Origin of the sequence: Pseudomethylobacillus aquaticus (genome assembly GCF_003730115.1) — a bacterium.
GTDB lineage: Bacteria > Pseudomonadota > Gammaproteobacteria > Burkholderiales > Methylophilaceae > Pseudomethylobacillus > Pseudomethylobacillus aquaticus.
In genome coordinates this window covers 743,008-764,787 of sequence record NZ_RJVP01000001.1, presented here as the reverse complement: position 1 = coordinate 764,787, position 21,780 = coordinate 743,008, and the positions used below count along the sequence as shown (strand labels likewise).

20 protein-coding genes are annotated in these 21,780 nt (G+C 60.2%); 5 read left to right on the top strand and 15 right to left on the bottom strand.

The annotated features are described in order from the left end of the window. Positions 1 to 185: 185 nt before the first annotated feature. The 7 genes from ED236_RS03640 to lnt form a co-directional block, all read right to left on the bottom strand. Positions 186 to 680 carry an aminoacyl-tRNA deacylase gene (locus tag ED236_RS03640; RefSeq protein WP_123236539.1) on the bottom strand — a complete coding sequence of 165 codons (495 nt, stop codon included), beginning with the start codon at positions 678 to 680 and terminating at the stop codon, positions 186 to 188. 166 nt (positions 681 to 846) lie between these two features. Beyond that, positions 847 to 1,566, bottom strand: a complete 720-nt coding sequence (locus tag ED236_RS03635; RefSeq protein ID WP_123236538.1) for a M48 family metallopeptidase — start codon at positions 1,564 to 1,566, stop codon at positions 847 to 849. Then, entirely contained in the window at positions 1,563 to 2,273 is a 711-nt protein-coding gene (locus ED236_RS03630; protein WP_123236537.1) for a lysophospholipid acyltransferase family protein, read from the bottom strand. Before ED236_RS03630 ends, ED236_RS03635 begins: the two co-directional genes overlap by 4 nt. Then, positions 2,270 to 2,812 carry a D-glycero-beta-D-manno-heptose 1,7-bisphosphate 7-phosphatase gene (gmhB, locus tag ED236_RS03625; RefSeq protein ID WP_123236536.1) on the bottom strand — a complete coding sequence of 181 codons (543 nt, stop codon included), beginning with the start codon at positions 2,810 to 2,812 and terminating at the stop codon, positions 2,270 to 2,272. Before gmhB ends, ED236_RS03630 begins: the two co-directional genes overlap by 4 nt. Positions 2,813 to 2,977: 165 nt before the next feature. Beyond that, positions 2,978 to 5,095 carry a glycine--tRNA ligase subunit beta gene (gene glyS / locus ED236_RS03620; protein WP_193726056.1) on the bottom strand — a complete coding sequence of 706 codons (2,118 nt, stop codon included), beginning with the start codon at positions 5,093 to 5,095 and terminating at the stop codon, positions 2,978 to 2,980. Between the two features lie 78 nt (positions 5,096 to 5,173). Further along, positions 5,174 to 6,115 carry a glycine--tRNA ligase subunit alpha gene (gene glyQ, locus ED236_RS03615; protein WP_123236535.1) on the bottom strand — a complete coding sequence of 314 codons (942 nt, stop codon included), beginning with the start codon at positions 6,113 to 6,115 and terminating at the stop codon, positions 5,174 to 5,176. 158 nt (positions 6,116 to 6,273) lie between these two features. Beyond that, positions 6,274 to 7,767: an apolipoprotein N-acyltransferase gene (gene lnt / locus ED236_RS03610; protein WP_123236534.1), complete on the bottom strand. Its 1,494-nt coding sequence runs from the start codon at positions 7,765 to 7,767 to the stop codon at positions 6,274 to 6,276. A gap of 107 nt (positions 7,768 to 7,874) precedes the next feature. On the opposite strand from lnt, the gene mscL reads away from it, so the two are divergent. Continuing rightward, on the top strand, positions 7,875 to 8,300 hold the full coding sequence (mscL, locus tag ED236_RS03605) for a large conductance mechanosensitive channel protein MscL (RefSeq protein WP_123236533.1): 426 nt from the start codon (positions 7,875 to 7,877) through the stop codon (positions 8,298 to 8,300). Between the two features lie 182 nt (positions 8,301 to 8,482). On the opposite strand, the gene ED236_RS03600 is transcribed toward mscL, so the two are convergent. From ED236_RS03600 to miaB, 5 genes are all read right to left on the bottom strand, one after another. After that, a complete protein-coding gene (locus ED236_RS03600; RefSeq protein WP_123236532.1) occupies positions 8,483 to 8,884 on the bottom strand; it encodes a hypothetical protein in 402 nt (133 codons plus the stop codon). A gap of 190 nt (positions 8,885 to 9,074) precedes the next feature. Further along, on the bottom strand, positions 9,075 to 9,911 hold the full coding sequence (locus ED236_RS03595) for an HlyC/CorC family transporter (RefSeq protein WP_123236531.1): 837 nt from the start codon (positions 9,909 to 9,911) through the stop codon (positions 9,075 to 9,077). Next, positions 9,908 to 10,366, bottom strand: a complete 459-nt coding sequence (gene ybeY, locus ED236_RS03590; RefSeq protein WP_123236530.1) for an rRNA maturation RNase YbeY — start codon at positions 10,364 to 10,366, stop codon at positions 9,908 to 9,910. The genes ED236_RS03595 and ybeY overlap by 4 nt, the downstream gene beginning before the upstream one ends. After that, positions 10,366 to 11,322 carry a PhoH family protein gene (locus ED236_RS03585; RefSeq protein ID WP_123236529.1) on the bottom strand — a complete coding sequence of 319 codons (957 nt, stop codon included), beginning with the start codon at positions 11,320 to 11,322 and terminating at the stop codon, positions 10,366 to 10,368. The genes ybeY and ED236_RS03585 overlap by 1 nt, the downstream gene beginning before the upstream one ends. 50 nt (positions 11,323 to 11,372) lie before the next feature. Beyond that, positions 11,373 to 12,713, bottom strand: a complete 1,341-nt coding sequence (gene miaB, locus ED236_RS03580) for a tRNA (N6-isopentenyl adenosine(37)-C2)-methylthiotransferase MiaB (RefSeq protein ID WP_123236528.1) — start codon at positions 12,711 to 12,713, stop codon at positions 11,373 to 11,375. A 167-nt stretch (positions 12,714 to 12,880) separates the two neighbouring features. On the opposite strand from miaB, the gene cysG reads away from it, so the two are divergent. Then, positions 12,881 to 14,266, top strand: a complete 1,386-nt coding sequence (cysG, locus tag ED236_RS03575; protein WP_123236527.1) for a siroheme synthase CysG — start codon at positions 12,881 to 12,883, stop codon at positions 14,264 to 14,266. A gap of 42 nt (positions 14,267 to 14,308) precedes the next feature. On the opposite strand, the gene ED236_RS03570 is transcribed toward cysG, so the two are convergent. Then, positions 14,309 to 15,616, bottom strand: coding sequence for a sensor histidine kinase (locus ED236_RS03570; protein WP_240032012.1), 1,308 nt, complete (start codon positions 15,614 to 15,616; stop codon positions 14,309 to 14,311). A gap of 21 nt (positions 15,617 to 15,637) precedes the next feature. After that, on the bottom strand, positions 15,638 to 16,339 hold the full coding sequence (gene ompR / locus ED236_RS03565; protein ID WP_275669196.1) for an osmolarity response regulator transcription factor OmpR: 702 nt from the start codon (positions 16,337 to 16,339) through the stop codon (positions 15,638 to 15,640). A gap of 460 nt (positions 16,340 to 16,799) precedes the next feature. Here ompR and ED236_RS03560 point away from each other — a divergent pair, with 460 nt between their 5' ends. From ED236_RS03560 to mutS, 3 genes are all read left to right on the top strand, one after another. Then, complete coding sequence (locus tag ED236_RS03560; RefSeq protein WP_123236617.1) at positions 16,800 to 17,366, top strand: EF-hand domain-containing protein; 567 nt, start codon at positions 16,800 to 16,802, stop codon at positions 17,364 to 17,366. 65 nt (positions 17,367 to 17,431) lie between these two features. After that, positions 17,432 to 18,565, top strand: a complete 1,134-nt coding sequence (locus tag ED236_RS03555; RefSeq protein WP_123236525.1) for a GNAT family N-acetyltransferase — start codon at positions 17,432 to 17,434, stop codon at positions 18,563 to 18,565. 127 nt (positions 18,566 to 18,692) lie between these two features. Then, positions 18,693 to 21,281: a DNA mismatch repair protein MutS gene (gene mutS / locus ED236_RS03550; protein WP_240032011.1), complete on the top strand. Its 2,589-nt coding sequence runs from the start codon at positions 18,693 to 18,695 to the stop codon at positions 21,279 to 21,281. An 18-nt stretch (positions 21,282 to 21,299) separates the two neighbouring features. Here mutS and ED236_RS03545 read toward each other — a convergent pair whose 3' ends face one another. Further along, positions 21,300 to 21,779 carry an FKBP-type peptidyl-prolyl cis-trans isomerase gene (locus tag ED236_RS03545; RefSeq protein WP_123236524.1) on the bottom strand — a complete coding sequence of 160 codons (480 nt, stop codon included), beginning with the start codon at positions 21,777 to 21,779 and terminating at the stop codon, positions 21,300 to 21,302. Between the last annotated feature and the right edge of the window lies 1 nt (position 21,780).

The following is a 21,780-nucleotide window of genomic DNA, read 5'->3' as shown; positions in this document are numbered from 1 at the left end:
GATGCAAACGCTAATTGACGGAAAGGAGGCGTGGCACGATAAAATCACTACATTGAACATCTGAATTTGATCTGACAGTCACTTCCGTCAAATCGGGTGTCTGTCAGATCGGGTCGCGACTACTACAGCTTAATTAATTTTTCAATTAGGTTGGGAGCTAAGAGGGCGCATCTTCGGCTGCGCCCTTACTCTTTGACGAAGTTGCCCTGCTCCGCTGGGGCGAGCAGTGTGAGCAGCTCGCTGCCTTTCAGTGCCAGCGCGTAGCCCAGCACGCCGCTGCCGATCACCAGAGTTTCAAAGCCGTGCACGCTTTGATCGACCAATACGCGCATGGACGCGGGCAGGGCGACGGGTGGCACGGCACCCACTACATAGCCGGTGGCTTGCGGTACTTCGTCGTATTCGGCCATGCGCAGTTTACGTTCGTCCAGGTGCTTGCGCAGCAAGGCCCAGTCGGCACGGCCGCCACCCGCGACGGCCAGCAGCACGAATTGCCCGGATTCGCCACGGAACACCACGCTGCGGACCACGCATCGCGGGTCCAGCCCTGTTGCGGTGAGCAGCTCTTCGAGGCTGCGTACCGGTTTTTTGTCCTCGCTGAGCGGGATCTCCACAATGTCGTAAGCGATGCCTTGCTGTTGCAGCAGTGTGGTTACGAGGGAATTCAGTGCAGTGTCCATCAGAGGCTCCGGCGGTAATCAATGTCTTGAAGTGGCACGCATGTGCGGCCGCTTCCCGCATAGGGGCATGCGGCCATAAGTTCAGTATAGGGTTGCAGCGCGGTTGAGGCGCAAATTACGAGTAAGGTTGTGAGCAATGCTGCGCAGCGGTCAGGGTTGAGCGCACTCAGCCAAGTGACATCACGTGCAATTGCGCAGACATCTGCTTGAGTGCGTGTTCGGCTGATTTGTAATCCGGGTACAGGCTGCCGACCAGGGCCCAGAATTTGGGCGAGTGGTTCATCTGTTTGAGATGGGCGAGTTCGTGACAGACCACGTAGTTGATGATGTGGGCAGGGGCCTGGATCAGGCGCCAGTTGAGCCTGACTTCGCCACGGCTGTTGCAGCTACCCCAACGGCTGCGCGCATTGGAGAGGTAGAGTGGCGGAGTGGGCACGCCGAGCCGGGCGGCGTAGAGTTCCAGCCTGCGCTGAAAGTCTTGCCCGGCCTGCTGCTTGTACCAGAGCAGTACCTTGCGCGCCACCGCGCTGGTGTCCTCCACATCCGGCACGCCTACCGACAGTCGGCCTGCGTCTATCTGCACCTGGCGTTGTCGGGGACGGTTGTGGATGTCCAGCGTGAGCGTTTCACCCAGCAGCAATACGGACGCACCCGACTGCCAGTGCATGACCGGAGCCGGATGGTCTTGGCGGGCCTGCAGCTTGGACTGGATCCAGCCCGCTTTGCTGAGCAGCATGGTTTCCAGGGTTTTGATCGACAGGCGTACCGGGGCATTCACCACCAGGCCTTCGGCACTGATGCGCAAACCCACGGTACGGCGCGCGCGGCGCTGCAAGATGTAGGGGATGCGGCTGCCGTCCGGCAGTTGCAGCTGTTGCGGGCTCATGGACGCGGCAGGCGGGTCATCTCCTGCTCTATCCAGTCTTCTACCTGCTGATTGAGCGCGTCGATCTTGAGGCCGGTGGTGACGATAGGCGGGCCGATACGCACGGTGATGGTGCCGGGTTTTCTCAGGAAGGAATTCTTGGCCCAGAACTCGCCGGCATTGTGGGCCACCGGCGTCACCGGCGTGCCGGTATGGCTGGCCAGCCAGGCGCCGCCGATGTGGTATTTGCCACGTTCACCGGGCGGGATGCGGGTGCCTTCCGGGAAAATCACCACGCAGAAACCCTTGGCCAGCCTGTCCTTGCCTTGCGAGACCAGTTGCTTGAGTGCTTCACGGCCAGCAGCGCGGTTGATGGCGATGGGCGAGGTCATCGCCAGGCCCCAGCCGAAGAACGGCACCCACAGCAGCTCGCGTTTCAGTACCCATACTTGCGGCGGAAAGATCTCCTGGAACGCCAGCGTCTCCCAGGCCGACTGGTGCTTGGACAGAATGATGCACGGCGAAGTCTGGATATGCTCGCGGCCGATCACTTCATAACGCACCTTGCAGGTGACGCGCAGCCACCACAGCATGGATTTTGCCCACAGCGAGATGAAGCGGTAGCGCGTGACGGGCGGGAACGGGAAGGTGAACAGCGCCAGCGTGGTGAAGATGGGCGTGAACAGCCATTGGCCGAGCATGAACAGAGTGGAACGCAGGTAGATCATAGGCCGTCAGCGATGATCCGGGTGGCGGCTTCAGCCAGGTCGGCGCAGATCCAGGTGTTCTCCGGCAGTTCGCCTTGCTCCTGCGTGAGTTTACCCTTGCCAGTCAGTACCAGAATGGGCTGTGCGCCACGCGCCGTGCCCGCTTGCAGGTCACGCAGCGAATCGCCCACGCTGGGCACGCTTTCCAGGTCGATACCGAAACGGCGGCCGATCTCGTCTATCATGCCGGACTTGGGTTTGCGGCAGTTGCATTTGGTTTCCGCAGCATGCGGGCAGTAGAACAGCGCATCGATGCGGCCGCCGAACTGGCTCAGGCTACGGTACATCTTGTCGTGGATGGCGTTGAGCGTGGCCATGTCGAACAAGCCACGGCTGATGCCGGACTGGTTGGTGGCCACGGCGATGCGATAGCCACTCTGGTTCAGCAGCGCGATGGCTTCCAGGCTGCCCGGGATGGGCTTCCATTCGTCCGGACTTTTGATGAACTGGGCGCTGTCGTGGTTGATGACGCCGTCGCGGTCCAGGATGACGAGTTTCATTCCGTGAACTCCAAACTGATGGCTGCGACAGACCAGCGCGGTGTTGCGCGGTACTCACATCCTCGCCGTACTACATGTACTGTCATCGTCGTTGCGTTCCGTGCGCCTTGCGCTGTTGCTGTCTCGCTCATTAGTTGGAGCTCACTCTAGCTTACGCTGCCAGCCTCAAGCTGCCAACTTGGATAAGTCAGCCACGCGGTTCATGGCCTTGTGCAATTGCGACAGCAAAGCCAGGCGGTTGGCTTTCAGCGCGGGGTCGTCGGCATTGACCATGACGTGGTCAAAGAAGGCATCCACCGGCGCTTTGAGCACCGCCAGTGCCTGCAGCGAGGCGGTGTAATCACCCGCTTCGAACAGCTGGTCGGCTTTGGGCTTGGTTTCTGCCAGTGCCTGATGCAAGGCTTGCTCGGCCACTTCTTGCAACAGCGCAGTGTCCACGACAGCGTTCACCTCGCCTTCCACCTTTTTCAGGATGTTGCCCACACGCTTGTTGGCGGCGGCTAACGCGGGCGCTTCAGCAAGTGCGGAAAAATAGCGTACTGCAGAGAGGCGGCTGCTGATATCACCCAGCAATTGCGGGCGCAGAGCCAGCACGGCATCGATCTCTTGTGGGCTGTAACCGGCTTCACGCAGCGCGCCAGACAGGCGGTCGTAAATGAAATCGATGAGCTTGGTGTCGGCACCAGCGTCCAGAGTGCTGAAGCTGGCGGCCGCCAGGGTGATCAGCGTGGCAAGCGAGAGCGCCACGTTAGCTTCGGACAGCATGCGCACCACACCCAGCGCATGACGACGCAAGGCGAACGGGTCCTTGTCGCCGGTGGGCACATTGCCGATGCCGAACATGCCGACCAGGGTCTCCAGCTTGTCGGCCAGTGCGACACACAGGCCGACCTGATTGCGCGGCAGGCTGTCACCGGCAAAGCGTGGTTTGTAGTGATCTTCAATGGCGTCGGCGATGGTCTCGCCCAGGCCGTCGTGGCGTGCGTAATAGCCGCCCATGATGCCTTGCAGTTCGGGGAATTCGCCCACCATGTCGGTGAGCAGGTCGGCCTTGGCCAGCAGCGCAGCCTGTCTGGCCTGGGCGGCCAGCGTGTCGCCACCCAGCGGCTGTGCGATGCTGGCGGCGATGGCGGCTACGCGCTGCGTGCGCTCGCCCTGGCTGCCCAGCTTGTTGTGGTACACCACCTTGTCTAGATTCGGCAGGCGGGATTCCAGGGTCTTCTTGCGGTCCTGATCGAAGAAGAACTTGGCATCGGCCAGGCGTGGGCGTACCACACGCTCGTTGCCGCCAATGACAGCGCTGGCGTCCGCCGGGTTGATGTTGCTGACGATGAGGAATTGATTGGTGAGCTTGCCCTGACTATCCAGCAGCGGGAAATACTTCTGGTTGGATTTCATGGTCAGGATCAGGCATTCCTGCGGCACTTCCAGGAACGCCTGCTCGAAGGTGCCGACCAGCACATTGGGGCGCTCTACCAGGGCAGTCACTTCATCCAGCAGGGCATCGTCCTGCACGGCCTGCAGGTTCAGTTTGCCTGCGGCGGCGTCCAGTTGACGCGCGATCTCGGCGCGACGCTCGATGAAGCTGGCGATGACGGCACCATCGTTCTTGAGTTGATCGGCATAACTGTCGGCATCTTTCACCACGATAGGGTCCACGCTGGCTTCGAAACGGTGGCCTTGCGTGGTGTTGCTTGCAGTCAGGCCCAGTATGGAAACCGGCACGATTGCACTGCCATGCAGGGCGACCAGGCCATGCGCGGGGCGCACGAAATGGACGCTGTCCCAGCCGTTGGCGAGCTGGTAGGTCATCACCTTGGGGATGGGCAGCTTGGCAATGGCTTCGGTCAGCGCGGCCTGCAGGCCTTCTTGCAGGCTGGCGCCCTTGACCAGGCTGTCATGGAACAGCGCTTCGGCCTTGCCGTCCATGGCACGCTTGAGGCTGGCAACGGCGCTGGCATCCGCACCCAGCGCAGCCAGACGTTTTTGCAGGGCAGGCGTAGCCTTGCCTTCAGCATCCAGGCCGACGGTCACTGGCGTCAGCTTCACCGAGACCATCTTGTCGGCAGCCCGTGCGGCAACATCACTGATGTGCACCGCCAGACGACGTGGTGAGGCGTAAGCGGTGACCTTGGCGTCGTCTGTTGCCAGGCCTTGCGCCCGCAAGTTGGCAGACAGGGTTTCGGCAAAACTGTCACCCAGCTTTTTCAGCGCTTTGGGTGGTAGTTCTTCAACGAATAATTCGACCAGCAGGTTTTCGACCAACAGATTGTTAACAGACATTATAGATTTTCGTCATTCCCGCGCAGGCGGGAATCCAGTTCAGGTGAGTTGATGATAAGGTCACATTGTCGGCCGGGCTTAAGCCACTTTCTTTTCTTTATCCAGTTTGGCCAGCACTTCATCCGCCCAGTCTTTGGGGGCCATCGGGAAGCCCAGACGTGCGCGGCTGTCCAGGTAGCTGGCGGCCACGCTGCGTGCCAGGTTGCGGATGCGGCCGATATAAGCAGCGCGTTCGGTGACCGAAATGGCACCGCGTGCATCCAGCAGGTTGAAGGTGTGCGCGGCCTTGAGCACTTGCTCGTAGGCGGGCAGGGCCAGCTGGTTCTCCATGAGGTGCAGGGCCTGTTTTTCGTGTGCGCCAAAGGCGGTGAACAGGAACTCGGCATCGCTGTGTTCGAAGTTGTAGGCGGATTGTTCTTTTTCGTTTTGCAGGTAGACATCGCCATAGCTCAGGCGCTTGCCAGCCGCATCGACGGTCCAGGTCAGGTCGTAGACGTTCTCCACGCCCTGCAGGTACATGGCCAGACGTTCCAGGCCGTAGGTGATCTCGCCGGTGATGGGCTTGCAGTCTATGCCGCCCACTTGCTGGAAGTAGGTGAACTGGGTGACTTCCATGCCGTTCAGCCACACTTCCCAGCCCAAGCCCCAGGCGCCCAGCGTGGGGTTTTCCCAGTCGTCTTCCACAAAGCGGATGTCGTTCTGCTTGAGGTCGAAGCCCAGTGCTTCCAGCGAGCCCAGGTAAAGCTCCAGAATGTCGGCTGGTGCGGGTTTTAACACCACCTGGAACTGGTAGTAATGCTGCAGACGGTTGGGGTTCTCGCCGTAACGGCCGTCCTTGGGGCGGCGGCTGGGCTGCACGTAGGCGGCTTTCCAAGGTTCCGGGCCTAGCGAGCGCAGGAAGGTGGCGGTGTGGGAGGTGCCTGCGCCCACTTCCATGTCATAGGGCTGCAGCAGCGCGCAGCCTTGTTTGTCCCAGTATTGCTGCAGGGTCAGGATGATTTGTTGAAAAGTGAGGGCCATGGTGTCCGACGGGTCAGGCGAAAGGGCTTGATTTTACTTCTTTTCGCTACTGCTTAGAAGCAGGCATGACAGTCGGGTGCGCCAAAGCCGGACAAGGCCGCCTGTGCAATGATTGGTACTAGCGCTTTCCTGTTAACTGCGCGACTTAACTGCGCGACTTAACTGCGCGATATGGACCACCAGGCACGCGCCCGCCATCTGGTCAGCAGCAGGATGAGCAAGGCTAGCAACAGAAAGCCGTAATTACCGTAGACGATGAACGGCGTGCTGCCGCGATAGCCCTGTACTTCAGCGCTCAATGTCGCAGTCTCGAAATGCGGCAGCTGGGACAGCACGCGGCCATCGCGGTCGATGACGGCAGTGGCGCCAGTGTTGGTGGCGCGCAGCATCACCCGCCCGGTTTCCAGTGCGCGCGCCTGCGAGATCTGCAGGTGCTGATAGGCCGCGGTGGAACGGCCATACCAGGCGTCATTGCTGGTGTTGACCAGTAGCGTGGCCTCGGGCAGTTGATGGATGATCTCTTCGCCGAACACATCTTCGTAGCAGATGTTCACGGCGACCCGCTGCCCGGCGATCTGCAGTGGGCGCTGAGCGAAACCGCCGCGTGCGAAGTCGGTGAGCGGGATGTTGAGCCAGTCCTGATACACCCAGCCGAAGATGGCCTTCAGCGGGATGAATTCGCCGAATGGCACCAGGTGGCTCTTGCGGTAGCGCTGACTCTCGGCGCTGCCCAGACTGAGCATGGTGTTGTAGTAGTGCGCGTTCTCGTATTCCACGATGCCGACCAGCACATCGCCTTGTTGCTGCTTGCCGTGTTCGGCCAGCGCCTGCAGGTAATCCTCCGGTGCCTGTTGCAGCAGCATGGGCAGCGCGGTCTCCGGCAGCACGATCAGTTTGGCCTGGGCGTTCTGCACCAGCTGCAGGTAGCCATCCAGCGTGCGCTGTGCTTCTTCAGGCTGCCATTTGAGGTCCTGGCTGATGTTGCCCTGTAGCAGCGCTACGCTGACCGGTTCGCCATCCGGCGTGGTCCACGGCACCAGTTTGAGCAGGCTGCCCGCCAGCCACAGGCCCACCAATGCCAGCAGGGCGGGTTTGCGTTTTGCGGGTTGCAATAGCAGCACCAGCAGGGCGGCGGATGCGGCCGTCAGCAGCGAGATGCCATAGATGCCCAGCAGCGGGGTATAGCCCGCCAGCGGGCTGCCCGGCACTTGCGAATAACCCACCGTCATCCACGGGAAGCCGGTGAAGATCCAGCCCCGCGTCCAGTCGGCCAGTGCCCACCACACCGGTGCGGTGATCAGCAGCGCTGGACCGTGTTTGCTTAGCCAGCCCGCCAGTGCGGGGAACAGCGCCAGAAAAGCGGCCAGACAGAAGGTGGCGAAGGCCGCGCCTGCGGGCGGCATGCCGCCATAGGTATGCAGGCTGATGTAGATCCAGTAGATGCCCGCGCCGAACAACCCCAGGCCGAAGCTGAAGCCTAGTCTGGCGGCCTGGCCTGCCGTGCCGGCGCGCTGCCACAGCCAGAACAAGCCAGCCAGCGCCAGCACCGGCAGCGGGAACAGATAGAACGGCGCATAGCCGAACATGGCACCTGCCCCCAGCAGCAATGCCAGCAGGTACGGGAAAAGAAGACGCGGCGATGATGGATTCATGGTTGACTCGATGAGGGCTTGCTCCGCATTATAGCGACTGGCTTGTAGCAAAAAACCACCGTAACAAGACTATCTTGAATAAGGCAATGGCATAGGAGGCTGGCAGCATGTTGAAAGAGTTTCGTGAGTTTGCAGTGCGCGGCAATGTCGTGGACATGGCCGTGGGGATCATCATAGGCGCGGCATTTGGCGCTATCGTGAAATCGCTGGTGGATGATGTGATCATGCCGCCCATCGGTTTGCTGCTGGGCAATGTCGATTTCAGCAACCTGTTCTTTGTGCTGAAAGAAGGTTCCACCGCTGCGCCATACGCCACACTGGCGCTGGCCAAGGCCGCTGGTGCGGTGACGCTCAATTACGGCATGCTGGTGAACGCGGTGGTCAGTTTCATCATCGTGGCATTCGCGGTATTCATCCTGATCCGCAACATCAACCGTTTGCGCAAGCAAGAACCCGCAGTGCCCTCTGAACCAGCGCCAACGCCGGAAGAGATCCTGCTGTTGCGCGAGATCCGCGATAATCTCAAGAAGTGAGTTGTGCGTTTATTGCCGTCCCCGTGAGTACCGTGTTCGGTTCATGGCCATATTTGGAAAATGAAAAATGAAAAAGGGCGGTTATCCGCCCTTTTCTATGGTGATGTCTATAGTGATGGTTTTGTACCCGTGATGCGCGTTCGCCGCTGCCAGCGCCTATCTGCACCAGGGTACAAGCTGATTTACATTTCTGGCTTGATCTCGATCTTTTTCACTTCTTCAGGGCTGCCCTTGCCATCGTTATTCATGAACACCACCATCACCACCTTGTCGTTGACGATGTCCAGTTCCGTGGTCTGGTAGTACTGGCCTTCCGCATCGGTGTTGAGATACTGGTATTGCCAGATAGAGGCCACCACTTCACCGGTCTTGCGGTCTTTCAAGTCGTCACGCTTGCTGGGCTCGCCAAACTGGGAGATGAGTTGTGCCGAGCTATATTGATTGATGACGCTGACGAATTCTTTTTCCGTGGTGGGGATCTGCTCGGCCAGAGAGGCTTGCGCAGGTGCGGATTCAACCGGCGCTGGTTCCGCCAGGGCGATACCAGCCCAGGCAAAGAGCACTACAAAACTGATGGCTTTCATGGTCTACACTCCCTAACGTTGACTGGTTGATTCCAATATCTGCATGGAGAGATGTTTGCGCGCTAAAGTTCCCGCGCCAGGTCCATGCCTGCTTGCTGGATTGCCCGACTGTACGCCTTGCTGCTGGCGCTTGCTGCTGCATTCAGATCAGGTTTGCGATCTGGTAGCGGTGGCTGGCCGATGTGCTGACTCAACTATCCGGCATCACCGGCTCGCTTGCAAGTACCTCCACCAGTATGGTGTGCAGGCGGCGGCTATCGGCACGCAATACCGTGCATTTAAGCTGGTCGAACACGATCTGTTCTCCGCGCTTGGGCAGGTGTGCGAATTTGCTGACCACCAGCCCGCCTATGGTAGAGAACTCTTCATCGCTGAAGCGGGTGCCCAGGATGGCGTTGAAGTCGGCGATCTCGGTGAGTGCCTTGACGCGGTAACGCCCCTGGCTGTCACGGATGATGTTGTCTTCGGTTTCGTCGAAATCGTATTCGTCCTCAATGTCGCCCACGATCTGTTCCAGCACGTCCTCGATGGTGACCATGCCGGCCACGCCACCGTATTCATCCACCACGATGGCGATGTGGTTGCGGTTGCTGCGGAACTCTTTCAGCAGCACGTTGAGGCGCTTGGATTCCGGGATGAAGATGGCCGGGCGCAGCATGTCGCGCACATCGAAATCCTCACCGGCGTAGTAGCGCAACAGGTCCTTGGCCAGCAGAATGCCGATGATGTCATCCTTGTTGTCTTCGATGACAGGGAAGCGCGAGTGTGCGGCCTCGATCACGAAGGGGATGAAGCTCTCCGGCGAATCGGAGATGTCGATCACATCCATCTGCGAGCGCGGGATCATGATGTCGCGCACCTGCATCTCGGACACCTGCATCACGCCCTCTATCATGGCCAGCGCATCGGCATCCAGTAATTGCTTCTCGTAGGCTGAATGTAACAGTTCGACCAGTTGTTCGCGGTCTTCAGGTTCCCGCAGCAGCAGGTGGCTCAGGCGTTCCAGCCAACTCTCGGATTCACTCATAAGGGGGTATTTACATCCTTTTCGCTTGCATAAGGGTCAGCGTAGCCCAGTTGTATGACAATCTGCGATTCCAGGGTCTCCATGAGCTCGGCTTGTGGATCGGTCTCGTGGTCGTAGCCATGCAGGTGCAGCATGCCGTGCACGGTGAGGTGGGCATAGTGGGCCAGCAGGGGGATGTTCTGTGCGGCCGCTTCCGCTTCCACCACCGGGGCGCACAACACGATGTCCCCCATCAGCAAGGGTGTTTCGCTCAAGGCGAAGGTCAATACATTGGTAGCATAATCCTTGCCACGATAATCGCGGTTGAGCATGCGGCCTTCTTCTGCATCGACGATGCGCAGTGTGGCGACACAATCCACGCGCTGCGCGATGCGTGCCCAGCGCCGGAACTGACGGGCTGACGGGGTTTGCGTGGCGGTGGTGGCGTATTGCACGGCGAGTGACAGCTCAGGCATCAGCGCTCCGGCACGCCATGGGCGGCGTCGTATTCTTCATAGGCATTGATGATCTTCTGCACCAAAGGGTGGCGTACCACGTCCTGCGACAGGAAGTGGGTCATGGCGATACCGCGCACCTCCTTGAGGATCTTCTGTGCTTCGATCAGGCCGCTTTTCTGGCCGCGTGCCAGGTCGATCTGGGTGACATCGCCGGTGATCACGGCCTTGGTGCCGAAGCCGATACGGGTCAGGAACATCTTCATCTGCTCAGGCGTGGTGTTCTGCGCCTCGTCGAGGATGATGAAGCTCTGATTCAGCGTGCGGCCGCGCATATAAGCCAGCGGCGCGACTTCAATGGCGCCACGTTCGAACATCTTGTTGACGGTGTCATAACCGGCCAGGTCATACAGCGCGTCATACAGCGGACGCAGGTAAGGGTCCACCTTCTGCGACAGGTCGCCGGGTAAAAACCCCAGACGTTCGCCTGCTTCCACGGCGGGACGTACCAGCACGATGCGTTTGACGCGGTCACGGGTCAGCGCATCCACGGCACTGGCCACCGCCAGGTAGGTCTTGCCAGTACCGGCCGGGCCGATGCCGAAGGTGATGTCGAATTCCTGGATCTGCTGCAGGTATTCCACCTGACGCGGCGTGCGGCCATGCAGGTTCTGACGGCGTGTCATCAGCACCGGCATGGCGGTACTGGCGATGGCGTCCGGGTTCAGCTTGTCCAGTTCCACCAGACCCAGCTGGATCTCTTCCAGGCCGATGGGCTTCCTGGCGCGCTCATAGAAGCTCTCCAGCAACTGCGCGGCAAGCTGCATGTTTTCTTTTTCACCCGACAGGCGGATGTGCGCACCACGGCGGGCGATGCTGACATCCAGCGCGTCCTCGATCTGTTTGAGGTTCTCGTCCAGCGCGCCACACAGATTGGCGAGGCGATGGTTGTCTTCCGGGCTCAGGGTGATTTCCACTTATATTCTCGACTTCATGTTTTCAATTACCTGCTTCAGGCCGCGCATGCTCAGACCAGTTCCCCGCGCAGCGTATGCGGCTGCGCATCGGTGATGCGCACGTCCACGAACTGATGGACCAGTGTCGCCGTGCCCGGGAAATTGACGATGCGGTTATTGTCGGTGCGGCCTGCCAGTTCAAGTGCGTTCTTTTTGGACAGCCCCTCCACCAGCACGCGCTGTATGCTGCCCACCATGCGCTCGCTGATGGCCTTGCCTTGCGCTTCGTTGAGGGCCTGCAAGCGCGCCAGGCGCTCCAGTTTGACGCTTTCCGGTGTGTCGTCGCCGAGGTAGGCGGCAGGCGTGCCGGGACGGCTGCTGTAGATGAAGCTGAAACTGAAATCGAATTCGATCTCGCGCATGAGCTTGAGCGTGGCTTCAAAATCTGCTTCGGTCTCGCCTGGGAAACCGACGATGAAATCCGAGGTGATGCAGATGTCCGGACGCGCCTGGCGCAGCTTGCGGATCACCGATTTGTATTGCAGCGCGGTGTAGTTGCGCTTCATCGCCATCAGTACGCGGTCTGCGCCGGCCTGCACCGGCAGATGCAGGTGCGATACCAGTTTGGGGATGCGCGCGAAGCAGTCGATCAAGGCCGGGCTCATCTCGTTAGGGTGAGAAGTGGTATAGCGGATGCGCTCGATCTGCGGGATCTCGGCGATGTAGTCGATCAACAGCGCGAGATCAGCCGCACCACCGTCATCCGTCTCGCTGCGGTAGGCATTCACGTTCTGACCCAGCAGGGTGATCTCCTTGACGCCCTGCTCGGCCAGTTGGGCAGCTTCCAGCAGGATGTCCGCGAAGGGGCGCGATACTTCGTCGCCGCGCGTGTAAGGCACGACGCAGAAGGTGCAATATTTGCTGCAGCCTTCCATGATGGACAGGAAAGCCGCGCCACCTTCGACGCGCGGCGGCGGCAGTTGGTCGAATTTCTCGATCTCGGGGAAGCGGATATCCACCTGCGCGACACCGCTATGGCGTCTGGCGCTGATCATGTCCGGCAGGCGGTGCAGCGTTTGCGGACCGAACACCACATCCACATAGGGCGCGCGTGCGACGATGTTCTCGCCTTCCTGACTGGCCACGCAACCGCCTACGCCGATGACCAGGTTCGGGTTCTTCTGCTTCATGGGAATGAAGCGGCCCAGGTGGCTGAACACCTTTTCCTGTGCTTTCTCTCGCACCGAGCAGGTGTTGAGCAGAATGACATCGGCGTCTTCGGGGTTATCGGTGGCTTCCATGCCGTCCGTGGCATGCAGCAGGTCTGCCATGCGCGAGGAGTCGTACTCGTTCATCTGGCAGCCGAAGGTCTTGATGTACACCTTGGGCGGATTGTTTTTGGGCACGCTCATCGTATGGCGCCTGAACAAGCTGCGCTGGATGCGGCGGTGGTGGCGCCAGAAATGGTGATGTCTGGGCGGGCAGGGTGCGGTTGCAAAATGTCTCAATAAAACAGAAAACTAAGTCGGGATTGTAGCGGAGCCGCTGGGGAATGCCAATTGCAGAGTAAAATGCGCGCATGGATGCATTACCGATTTTTATGAACATAACGGGCCGTCACTGCGTGGTGATCGGTGGTGGTGAAGTGGCGGCGCGCAAGGTCAGCCTGCTGCTGCGGGCCGGTGGAGCGGTGCAACTGGTGTCCCCGGAGCTGCACCCGGAACTGCGTGAGCTGGCCGATGCAGGCGCCTTGCAGCATGTGCAGGCGCTGTTCGAGCCCAGCCACCTGCAGGCCGCTTGCCTGGTGATCGCGGCTACTGACGATGAAGCGGTCAACCGCGCGGTGCATGCGGCCGCTGTTGCGGCCAACATCCCGGTCAATGTGGTCGATGTGCCGCATCTATGTACCTTTACCATGCCCTCCATCGTGGACCGCTCACCGTTACTGATCGCCATTTCCAGTGGCGGTGCGGCGCCGGTGCTGGCGCGTCAGCTGCGTGCACGCATCGAGACGCTGGTGCCTGCCAGTTATGGCCGTCTGGCCGCACTGGCAGCCGAGTTCCGTGGTGCGGTCAAGCAGAGGTTCGCCACCACCCAGCAGCGCCGCATCTTCTGGGAACAGGTGATGCAGGGGCCGATCGCCGAGCGTGTGCTGTCCGGTCAGGAGGCGGCTGCCCGTGTGGCCTTGAATGAAGCCCTGCAAGGCGCGGCCGATGTACATCATGGGGAAGTCTATCTGGTCGGTGGCGGTCCGGGCGACCCGGACCTGCTCACTTTCCGCGCCTTGCGCCTCATGCAGCAGGCCGACGTTTGCGTCTACGACAAACTGGTCAGCAAGGAAGTCATGGAGCTGGTGCGCCGTGATGCGGAGCTGATCTATGTAGGCAAGGCGCGTGATCAGCACACCTTGCCGCAAGAAGAGATCAATGCCTTGCTGGTGCGTCTGGCCCAGGAAGGCAAGCGGGTATTGCGCCTGAAAGGCGGCGATCCGTTCATCTTCGGGCGTGGCGGCGAAGAGATCGAAACCCTTATGGCGCATGGTGTGCCGTTTCAGGTGGTGCCAGGCATCAGCGCCGCCAATGGCGTGTCTGCCTACGCGGGCATTCCACTCACGCACCGTGATTATGCGCAGTCCTGCCTGTTCACCACGGGCCACCTCAAGGACCACAGCATCGAGCTGGACTGGCCTGCACTGGTGCGGCCCAATCAGACGGTGGTGATCTACATGGGACTGGTGGGGCTGGCGCAGATCTGTGAAAAACTCATCGCCCATGGCTTGCCCGCAACCACGCCGGCTGCGGTGGTGCAACAGGGCACCACGGTCAGGCAAAAAGTGGTGGTCGGCGATCTGAGTACGCTGGCAGCGCGTGTGGCGGCGGCAGACATGAAGCCGCCGTGCCTGACCATCATTGGAGACGTGGTGCGACTGCGCGACAAGCTGGCCTGGTTCGAGCCTGCGCCCTGACGCATGCCATGCGGCGGCTGTATCCCGGTGCCGCCAGATCTCTCAAGGCTGGATAGGCAGCGTCAGTCGCGCTTCCAGGCCGCCCTGTGGGCGATTCAGCAGTTCCAGCTTGCCTTTGTGCAGCTTGGCGATGCGGTCCGCGATCGCCAAGCCCAGCCCGGTGCCACCTTCGTTGCCACGCGCCTTGTCCATGCGTTCGAACGGGCGCAGCAGACGCGCCATCTGCGAAGCCGGGATCCCCGGCCCGTTGTCCAGTACGCTGATCACATAAGAGCCAGCATTGATGCGGGAGGTGACGATCACCTCGCCACGTCCGTATTTGAACGCGTTGTCGATCAGGTTGCCCAGCAAGCGCTGCATGCCCAACTCGCGCAGCGGGATCAGGTGGGTAGGCGACAGGTTGAGGCGCAGGGCCCGCCCGGCACGTTCATGGCGCTCGGCGATGGAACGCAGCAGCATGTTCACATCCGACATCTGCGCTGGTTCACCTTCCACGCCACGCACGAAATCCAGGAACTGATGGATGATGTTATCCATGTCGTTGATGTCCTGGATCATGCCAGCCTTGAGGCCTTCTGCCTGGCTTTCCGGCAGCATCTCCACGGCCAGGCGCAGTCTGGCCAGCGGGGTGCGCAAGTCATGTGACACTCCTGCCAGCAGCAGGGTGCGTTCTGTGTCGAGGCGCACCAGCGCCTCGGTCATTTCGTTGAAAGTGCGGCATACCTCGCGCAACTCGTTGGCGCCTTCTTCGGGTAGTTGCAGTGGCTGTTCGCCGTTACTGATGCGGTCTGCCGCCTTGGCGAGCAGTTTGAGCGGCTGGTTGAGGCGGGCTGCGATGACATAGGCACCGATGAGTGACAACAGGAACATCAGGGCACCCCAGCCCAGCCACTGCCAGGGGAACGGGCGCTCCACCTGGATGCGCGGGATGGCCACCCAGTAGTCGTCCTGGTCGATGTTGAAGGTCACCCACAGCCCGTCCAGACCGTAGTGGTTGACGGCGACCAGCGTGTTCGGCCCCAGCCGCTCGCGGATCTTGGCCGCGATCATCTGGGTCAGCGGGTCTTTGGGCAAGGGTTCCACCTGTTCCAGCAAGTCGGCGGCATAGACACGCACACCTTCACGGCCGGAGAGTTCGGATAACAAGGCCAGCCGCCGGTTCTCGTGCGAGGCCAGCAGCGCGGCCCGGGTGAAATTGACCACGGTGATGGCTTGCAAGGCAGCGGCGATGGCGCGTGGTTCGCGTTCGAAGTAATCGAACAACTTGAGTGCAGCGAACTGGCCGACCGCAAGCAGTAGCGCGATCAGCAGCATCAGTCTGGCCAGCAGGGTGCGTGGTAACAGGTTCATGGGCATTGGCGCTGCCCTGGGTCAGCTTTTTTGCAGCTCGCCGTCAGGGATGAACACATAGCCGAAGCCCCACATGGTTTGCAGATAACGTGGATGAGCCGGGTCCGGTTCGATGATGCGACGCAGGCGTGACACCTGTACATCGATGCTGCGATCGAACACATCCAGTTCGCGGCCACGCGCCAGTTGCATCAAGCGGTCGCGTGACAGCGGTTGGCGTGGATGATCGACGAACACCTTGAGCAGCGCGAACTCGCCGCTGGTCATCGAGATCACCATGTTGTTGCGACTCAGGCTGCGTGTGGCAGGGTCGAACACGAATTCGCCAAAGCTGATCTGCTCGCCATCGCTATCAGGTGCACCGGGGATGCTGCGGCTTTGGCGGCGCATCACGGCATTGATACGTGCCAGCAATTCCCTGGGATTGAAGGGCTTGGGCAGGTAATCATCAGCGCCCATCTCCAGGCCGATGATGCGGTCCACCTCGTCGCCACGTGCGGTCAGCATGATGATGGGCATGTGGCTGCCAGCCGCGCGCAGACGGCGGCAGATGGCCAGGCCGTCTTCGCCCGGCAGCATCAGGTCCAGCACCAGGATGTCGACGTGCTCGTGCGCCATGGCGAGGTCCATCTCCTTGCTGTCGGAGACGGTCTTGACCGAGAAGCCTTGCTCACTGAGGTAGCGCTGCAGCAGCTCGCGCATGCGCAGGTCGTCGTCTACCATCAGGATTCGTTTGCCTGGAGTTTGCATAGGCCGTATTCTTTAATGTGCTTGCAAGCCTGAATTCGATAGCACTAATTCTAAGCTAAATGTGCTGATTTCGATGCAGAAAAATCGCTGCAATCCCGTTACAAATTTTTACAATGTGCGCAATACGTGAAACATTCGATTTACATGGATGCGTCATGATGGCGGCTGATTCAACGGGGAAAGTGTCGTCCAGGCGGCGATACCATAAATAAAATACAAACTTTCCCGATGAATCAGGCTCTATAAGCGCATGTGCAGCCGCGCGCGCAACCAATAATAAGCAGCATCAGCAGGGCGTCGTTCGAAGACTGACGTAGTTGGCAGTTTCTGGGACTCTGACTTATGGTGAATAACAACAATGCACGCAACTGAATACCGGGGGAGTGACAGCAGATCAGCTATCGTGCTGGTGTGTCTGTTGTGTGGTTTTGTCATGCCAGCCCAAGCTGGCCCGAAAAATATCCCCAATAGCAAACTTGCTGATGCCAGCTTCAATAGCGAGGCTGGTAACGATAGTGACGTCCAGGTGATCACCGAGGCGCCTGCCAATGCCGTGATCAAGGCCACGCTGGAACAGCGTGTCAGCATGGAAGAGTTGATGCGCTTGCGCAAGGACCTCGACGACTACTCCAGAAGCATCGACCCTGCCCATGTGCAGATCGAAGAACGTCGCCGGGTGATGCGGCAGCGCATCCAGGAGCGGTTCCTGGGCTCCGACAAGGACAACGACGGCAGCATCAGTCGCGAGGAAGCCACTGAAACCATGCCACAGATAGCGCGCCAGTTCAGTGTGGTCGATCTCAACGGTGATGGCGTGATCACCCTCAACGAACTGGAACAGGCGCAGGCACGTGCTCTGGAACGGCAACGTGCTCACCTGCTCAAGATGCAGCAAGAGGCTTTGCTTGCTGCGGAAACGGAAAGGGCTGAGAAAGCCGAGGCCGAAAAAGCCAAGAACAAACAAGCCGCCTCCGTCAATCGCCGGAAAAGCGCCCTCTAAAATCCCTGCCTGGAATGTCGCTTCTGCTGATCCGTTCGACCCGTCTCGTGGTTTAATCGATCTTGATGGACGTTGATCAACTGCTTGTCGCTGGTGCCATCAGCGAAATCGCTGCGGAGGAGTGGGATGCCCTGCATCCCGGCCTGCCTCTGCTCAGCCATGCCTGGTTGAACGCACTCGAAGCCAGCGGCTGCGTCAGCAGCGAAACCGGCTGGCAACCTTTCCATCTCGTGCTGCGATCCGGTCAGCGTTTGCGTGCGGCCATGCCGCTTTATCTCAAAAGCCATTCCTACGGCGAATATGTGTTCGACTGGGCCTGGGCCGATGCCTACGCCCGCTACGGCAGCAGCTATTATCCCAAGTTGTTGAGTGCCATCCCGTTCACGCCGGTGAGCGGGCCGCGCTTGCTGGCTGAGCCTGATGATATCGCGGCGCAAGCCCTGTTGCTGGATGGCCTGAAACAGTTGCTGCAGCAATACCAGCTTTCTTCCGCCCACATCCTGTTTCCGGAAGGCCAGACTCAACACCTGCTGCAGGCGGCAGGCTGGTTGCGCCGTGATGGTGTGCAGTTCCGCTGGGAGAATAGCGGCTATGCCAGCTTTGAGGCCTTCCTCACTACCTTGTCGGCGGACAAGCGCAAGAAAATCCGTCAGGAACGCAGCAAGCTCATCAAGGCCGGTATCAGCGTGCGTCGTATGACCGGTGACCAGATCAGCGCAGCGGACTGGGATTTTTTCTATCAGTGTTACTGCAACACCTACCAGCAGCATCGCTCCACGCCCTACCTGAATGCCGATTTCTTCAAGCGCATCGCCGAGCACATGCCACAGCACCTGCTCATGATCATGGCCGAGCAGGAGGGTGAGCCGGTGGCTGCTGCCTTGAACGTTTACGGTAGCGAGGCGCTGTATGGGCGCTACTGGGGGGCTACACGCATGGTGCCTGGACTGCATTTCGAGTTGTGCTATTACCAGGGGCAGGAGTTCTGCATAGAGCAGGGCGTGCGTTATTTTGAAGGCGGCGCGCAGGGTGAGCACAAGCTGGCGCGTGGCTTCAAGGCGAGGCCGACCTGCTCCTACCATCACATTGCCAGGGACGAGTTCGCCGCTGCCATCCAGCGTTATCTGCAGCTGGAAGCAGCACACATCAGCGAGTATGTGGACGAGTTGGACGAGCGCGCACCGTTCCGGCGCAGCTGAGATTTGGCAGGGTTCGCGCGTATGGCGCTATGTTGTCTGGCACTGCTACGGCACCGGAGCCCCAGGGTGCCGATGCTATAATCAGGCGCATGAAATCCCCCCTCATTTTCCTGCGCAGGTTTGTCTGATGAGTGACCTGCTCGACCAGGCTGTCAGCCACACACCGATGATGCGGCAATATCTCAGCATCAAGGCTCAATACCCCGATATGTTGCTGTTTTATCGCATGGGTGACTTTTACGAGTTGTTCCATGACGATGCAGAAAAAGCGGCACGCCTGCTCGGCATCACGCTGACCAAGCGCGGCGCGTCGAATGGTGAGCCGATACGTATGGCAGGTGTTCCTTACCATGCGGCCGAGCAATATCTGGTCAAACTCAGCAAACTGGGCGAAGCGGTGGCCATCTGCGAGCAAGTGGGCGACCCGGCCAAAGCCAAGGGCCCGGTAGAGCGCCAGGTCACGCGCATCCTCACGCCGGGCACGCTCACCGACAGCGCCTTGCTGGACGAGACGCGTGACAATCGGCTGCTAGCCGTCTGGCAGGAGCAGAGCGTGATCGGCCTGGCCAGCCTGAATCTGGCCGCTGGCCAGTTCGTGCTGAGTGAGGTTGCGCCTGGCATGCTGGCGCAGGAACTGGAGCGTATCGCGCCAGCCGAGTTGTTGTGCGCAGATGGTTTTGAGCATGCGGCGCTGGCTGGCTGCAAATGTCCAAAACGTCGCCTGGCCACCTGGCAATTCGATCTGGATACAGCCAGACAAAGCTTGACCCGGCAGTTCAACACCCACGATCTGGATGGCTTTGGCTGCGACGGTTTGCACGCCGCGATTGCCGCTGCCGGTGCATTGCTCGATTACGTCAAGCATACCCAGCGCACCGCTCTGCCGCATATCACCGGCCTGAGCGTGGAGCAGGGCGGTCAATACATCCAGCTGGATGCGGCCACACGCCGCAATCTGGAGATCGATCAGACCTTGCGCGGCGAGCCAGCCCCTACCTTGTATGCCTTGCTCAATACCACACAGACCGCCATGGGCGCTCGCTTGTTGCGGCACTGGCTGCACCATCCCTTGCGTTCACAGGCGGCCGTTGCGGCGCGGCACACGGCGGTCTCCGCTTTGCTGCATGACGATAGCGGCGATGCCCTGCGGCCACAGTTGCGGCTTGTTTCCGACATGGAGCGCATCACTGCGCGTATCGCGCTGCGTTCGGCACGCCCACGTGATTTGTCTGCATTGCGCGACAGTCTGCAGGCCTTGCCGGGCTTGCAGCAGACGGTCGCAGCAGTGGATGCACCTTTGCTGCAGCAGCTAACCGTGCGCCTGCAGTCTCCGCAACATGTGCTGCAATTGCTGCAGGCCGCGATCCAGCCAGAACCCGCTGCCGTGCTGCGCGAGGGCGGCGTGATCGCCACCGGGTTCGATACCGAGCTCGACGAGTTGCGCTCCATCCAGACCGATTGCGGCGATTTTCTGCTGGCGTTCGAAGCGCAGGAGCGTGAGCGCACCGGTCTTGCCAACCTCAAGGTCGAATACAACAGCGTGCATGGTTTTTACATCGAGCTGAGCCGCGCCCAGGCCGAGCTGGCGCCAGCGGAATACCGTCGCCGCCAGACGCTCAAGAACGTGGAGCGTTACATCACCCCCGAACTCAAGACCTTTGAGGACAAGGTGCTGTCGGCCAACGACCGGGCACTGGCGCGCGAGAAGCTGTTGTACGAGCAGGTGCTGGATGCGCTGGCACCGTTCATCAGTCCTTTGCAGACCAATGCCCAGGCCATCGCCGAACTGGATGTGCTGTGTTGCTATGCTGAACGTGCCCGTGCGCTGGCTTATGTGGCGCCCGAATTCACGGCTGAGCCCGGCGTGCGTATCCTGGCCGGGCGACATCCGGTGGTGGAACAGCTGGCGCAGCCTTTCATTGCCAACGATGTACAGCTTAGCCCTTACCGGCAGCTGCTGCTGATCACCGGGCCCAATATGGGCGGTAAGTCGACCTTCATGCGCCAGACCGCGCTGATCGTGTTGCTGGCTTATTGTGGTTGTTTTGTGCCAGCGCAGCAGGCCGTGATCGGTAACATTGACCGCATCTTCACGCGTATCGGTGCCTCGGATGACCTGGCCGGTGGCCGCTCCACTTTCATGGTCGAGATGACCGAAACCGCTAACATCCTGCATAACGCCACACCACACAGCCTGGTGTTGCTGGACGAGATCGGACGCGGTACGTCCACCTTCGATGGGCTGGCGCTAGCCTGGGCGGTGGCCAAGCAGTTATTGGAGAAGAACCGCAGTTATACTCTGTTCGCCACGCATTATTTCGAGCTGACGCGGCTGGTGGAGGAGTTCAAACAGGCGGCCAACGTGCATCTGGATGCAGTGGAGCATGGTAGTGGCATCGTGTTCCTGCATGCCGTGGAGGAAGGGCCTGCCAGTCAGAGTTATGGCCTGCAGGTGGCTCAGCTGGCGGGGATCCCGCGCACAGTAGTGGCGGCAGCCAAGCGCAAACTGGCGCTGCTGGAACAACAAAGTGTGGCGCAACAGGGACACACGCCACAGGTGGACATGTTCGCTGCGGTGGCGCCGGAAACAGCAACGCCTGCAGAGCACCCGGTCGTCATGGAACTGGATCGTATCGACCCTGACGACCTGACACCCAAGCAGGCGCTGGAGCTGGTCTACAGCCTGCGCAAGTTGTTAGATCAAGCGCAGACCTGACGCCATTGTTGAGGCGGCTTAGTGGTGATGGCCGCCGGCGCCGTGCACATGCTCGTGCTCGACTTCTTCCTTGCTGGCAGAACGCACGGCCGTGACCGTGGCCTTGAACAGCAGGCGTTCACCAGCCCAGGGGTGGTTGCCATCCACGACCACCTTGCCATCTTCGATGTTGGTGATGGTGTAAAGGACCACATCGCCCTTTTCGTCTTCACCTTCGAATTGCATGCCCACTTTCAGATCTTTGGTCGGGAATGCCGCCGCAGGTTCGATCTGAACCAGCTCTTCATCGTAATCACCAAAGGCATCGGCGGGTTCCAGTGTGATTTCGACGGTGTCACCTACGGATTTGCCATGCAGCTCTTCTTCCACGCGCGGGAAGATATTGTCATAGCCGCCGTGCAGGTAAGCCACCGGCTCCTGACTGGATTCAAGGACGTCGCCTTCGCTGTTGCGCAGCTCGTAGGACATGGTAACAACGGTATTCATGGCGATTTGCATG

Bases quoted from the DNA above. Each gene is read 5' to 3' on its own strand.
- ED236_RS03640 (WP_123236539.1), bottom strand. From the start codon at position 680: ATGGACACTGCACTGAATTCCCTCGTAACCACACTGCTGCAACAGCAA.
- ED236_RS03635 (WP_123236538.1), bottom strand. From the start codon at position 1,566: ATGAGCCCGCAACAGCTGCAACTGCCGGACGGCAGCCGCATCCCCTAC.
- ED236_RS03630 (WP_123236537.1), bottom strand. From the start codon at position 2,273: ATGATCTACCTGCGTTCCACTCTGTTCATGCTCGGCCAATGGCTGTTC.
- gmhB (WP_123236536.1), bottom strand. From the start codon at position 2,812: ATGAAACTCGTCATCCTGGACCGCGACGGCGTCATCAACCACGACAGC.
- glyS (WP_193726056.1), bottom strand. From the start codon at position 5,095: ATGTCTGTTAACAATCTGTTGGTCGAAAACCTGCTGGTCGAATTATTC.
- glyQ (WP_123236535.1), bottom strand. From the start codon at position 6,115: ATGGCCCTCACTTTTCAACAAATCATCCTGACCCTGCAGCAATACTGG.
- lnt (WP_123236534.1), bottom strand. From the start codon at position 7,767: ATGAATCCATCATCGCCGCGTCTTCTTTTCCCGTACCTGCTGGCATTG.
- mscL (WP_123236533.1), top strand. From the start codon at position 7,875: ATGTTGAAAGAGTTTCGTGAGTTTGCAGTGCGCGGCAATGTCGTGGAC.
- ED236_RS03600 (WP_123236532.1), bottom strand. From the start codon at position 8,884: ATGAAAGCCATCAGTTTTGTAGTGCTCTTTGCCTGGGCTGGTATCGCC.
- ED236_RS03595 (WP_123236531.1), bottom strand. From the start codon at position 9,911: ATGAGTGAATCCGAGAGTTGGCTGGAACGCCTGAGCCACCTGCTGCTG.
- ybeY (WP_123236530.1), bottom strand. From the start codon at position 10,366: ATGCCTGAGCTGTCACTCGCCGTGCAATACGCCACCACCGCCACGCAA.
- miaB (WP_123236528.1), bottom strand. From the start codon at position 12,713: ATGAGCGTGCCCAAAAACAATCCGCCCAAGGTGTACATCAAGACCTTC.
- cysG (WP_123236527.1), top strand. From the start codon at position 12,881: ATGGATGCATTACCGATTTTTATGAACATAACGGGCCGTCACTGCGTG.
- ED236_RS03570 (WP_240032012.1), bottom strand. From the start codon at position 15,616: ATGAACCTGTTACCACGCACCCTGCTGGCCAGACTGATGCTGCTGATC.
- ompR (WP_275669196.1), bottom strand. From the start codon at position 16,339: ATGGTAGACGACGACCTGCGCATGCGCGAGCTGCTGCAGCGCTACCTC.
- ED236_RS03560 (WP_123236617.1), top strand. From the start codon at position 16,800: ATGCCAGCCCAAGCTGGCCCGAAAAATATCCCCAATAGCAAACTTGCT.
- ED236_RS03555 (WP_123236525.1), top strand. From the start codon at position 17,432: ATGGACGTTGATCAACTGCTTGTCGCTGGTGCCATCAGCGAAATCGCT.
- mutS (WP_240032011.1), top strand. From the start codon at position 18,693: ATGAGTGACCTGCTCGACCAGGCTGTCAGCCACACACCGATGATGCGG.
- ED236_RS03545 (WP_123236524.1), bottom strand. From the start codon at position 21,779: ATGCAAATCGCCATGAATACCGTTGTTACCATGTCCTACGAGCTGCGC.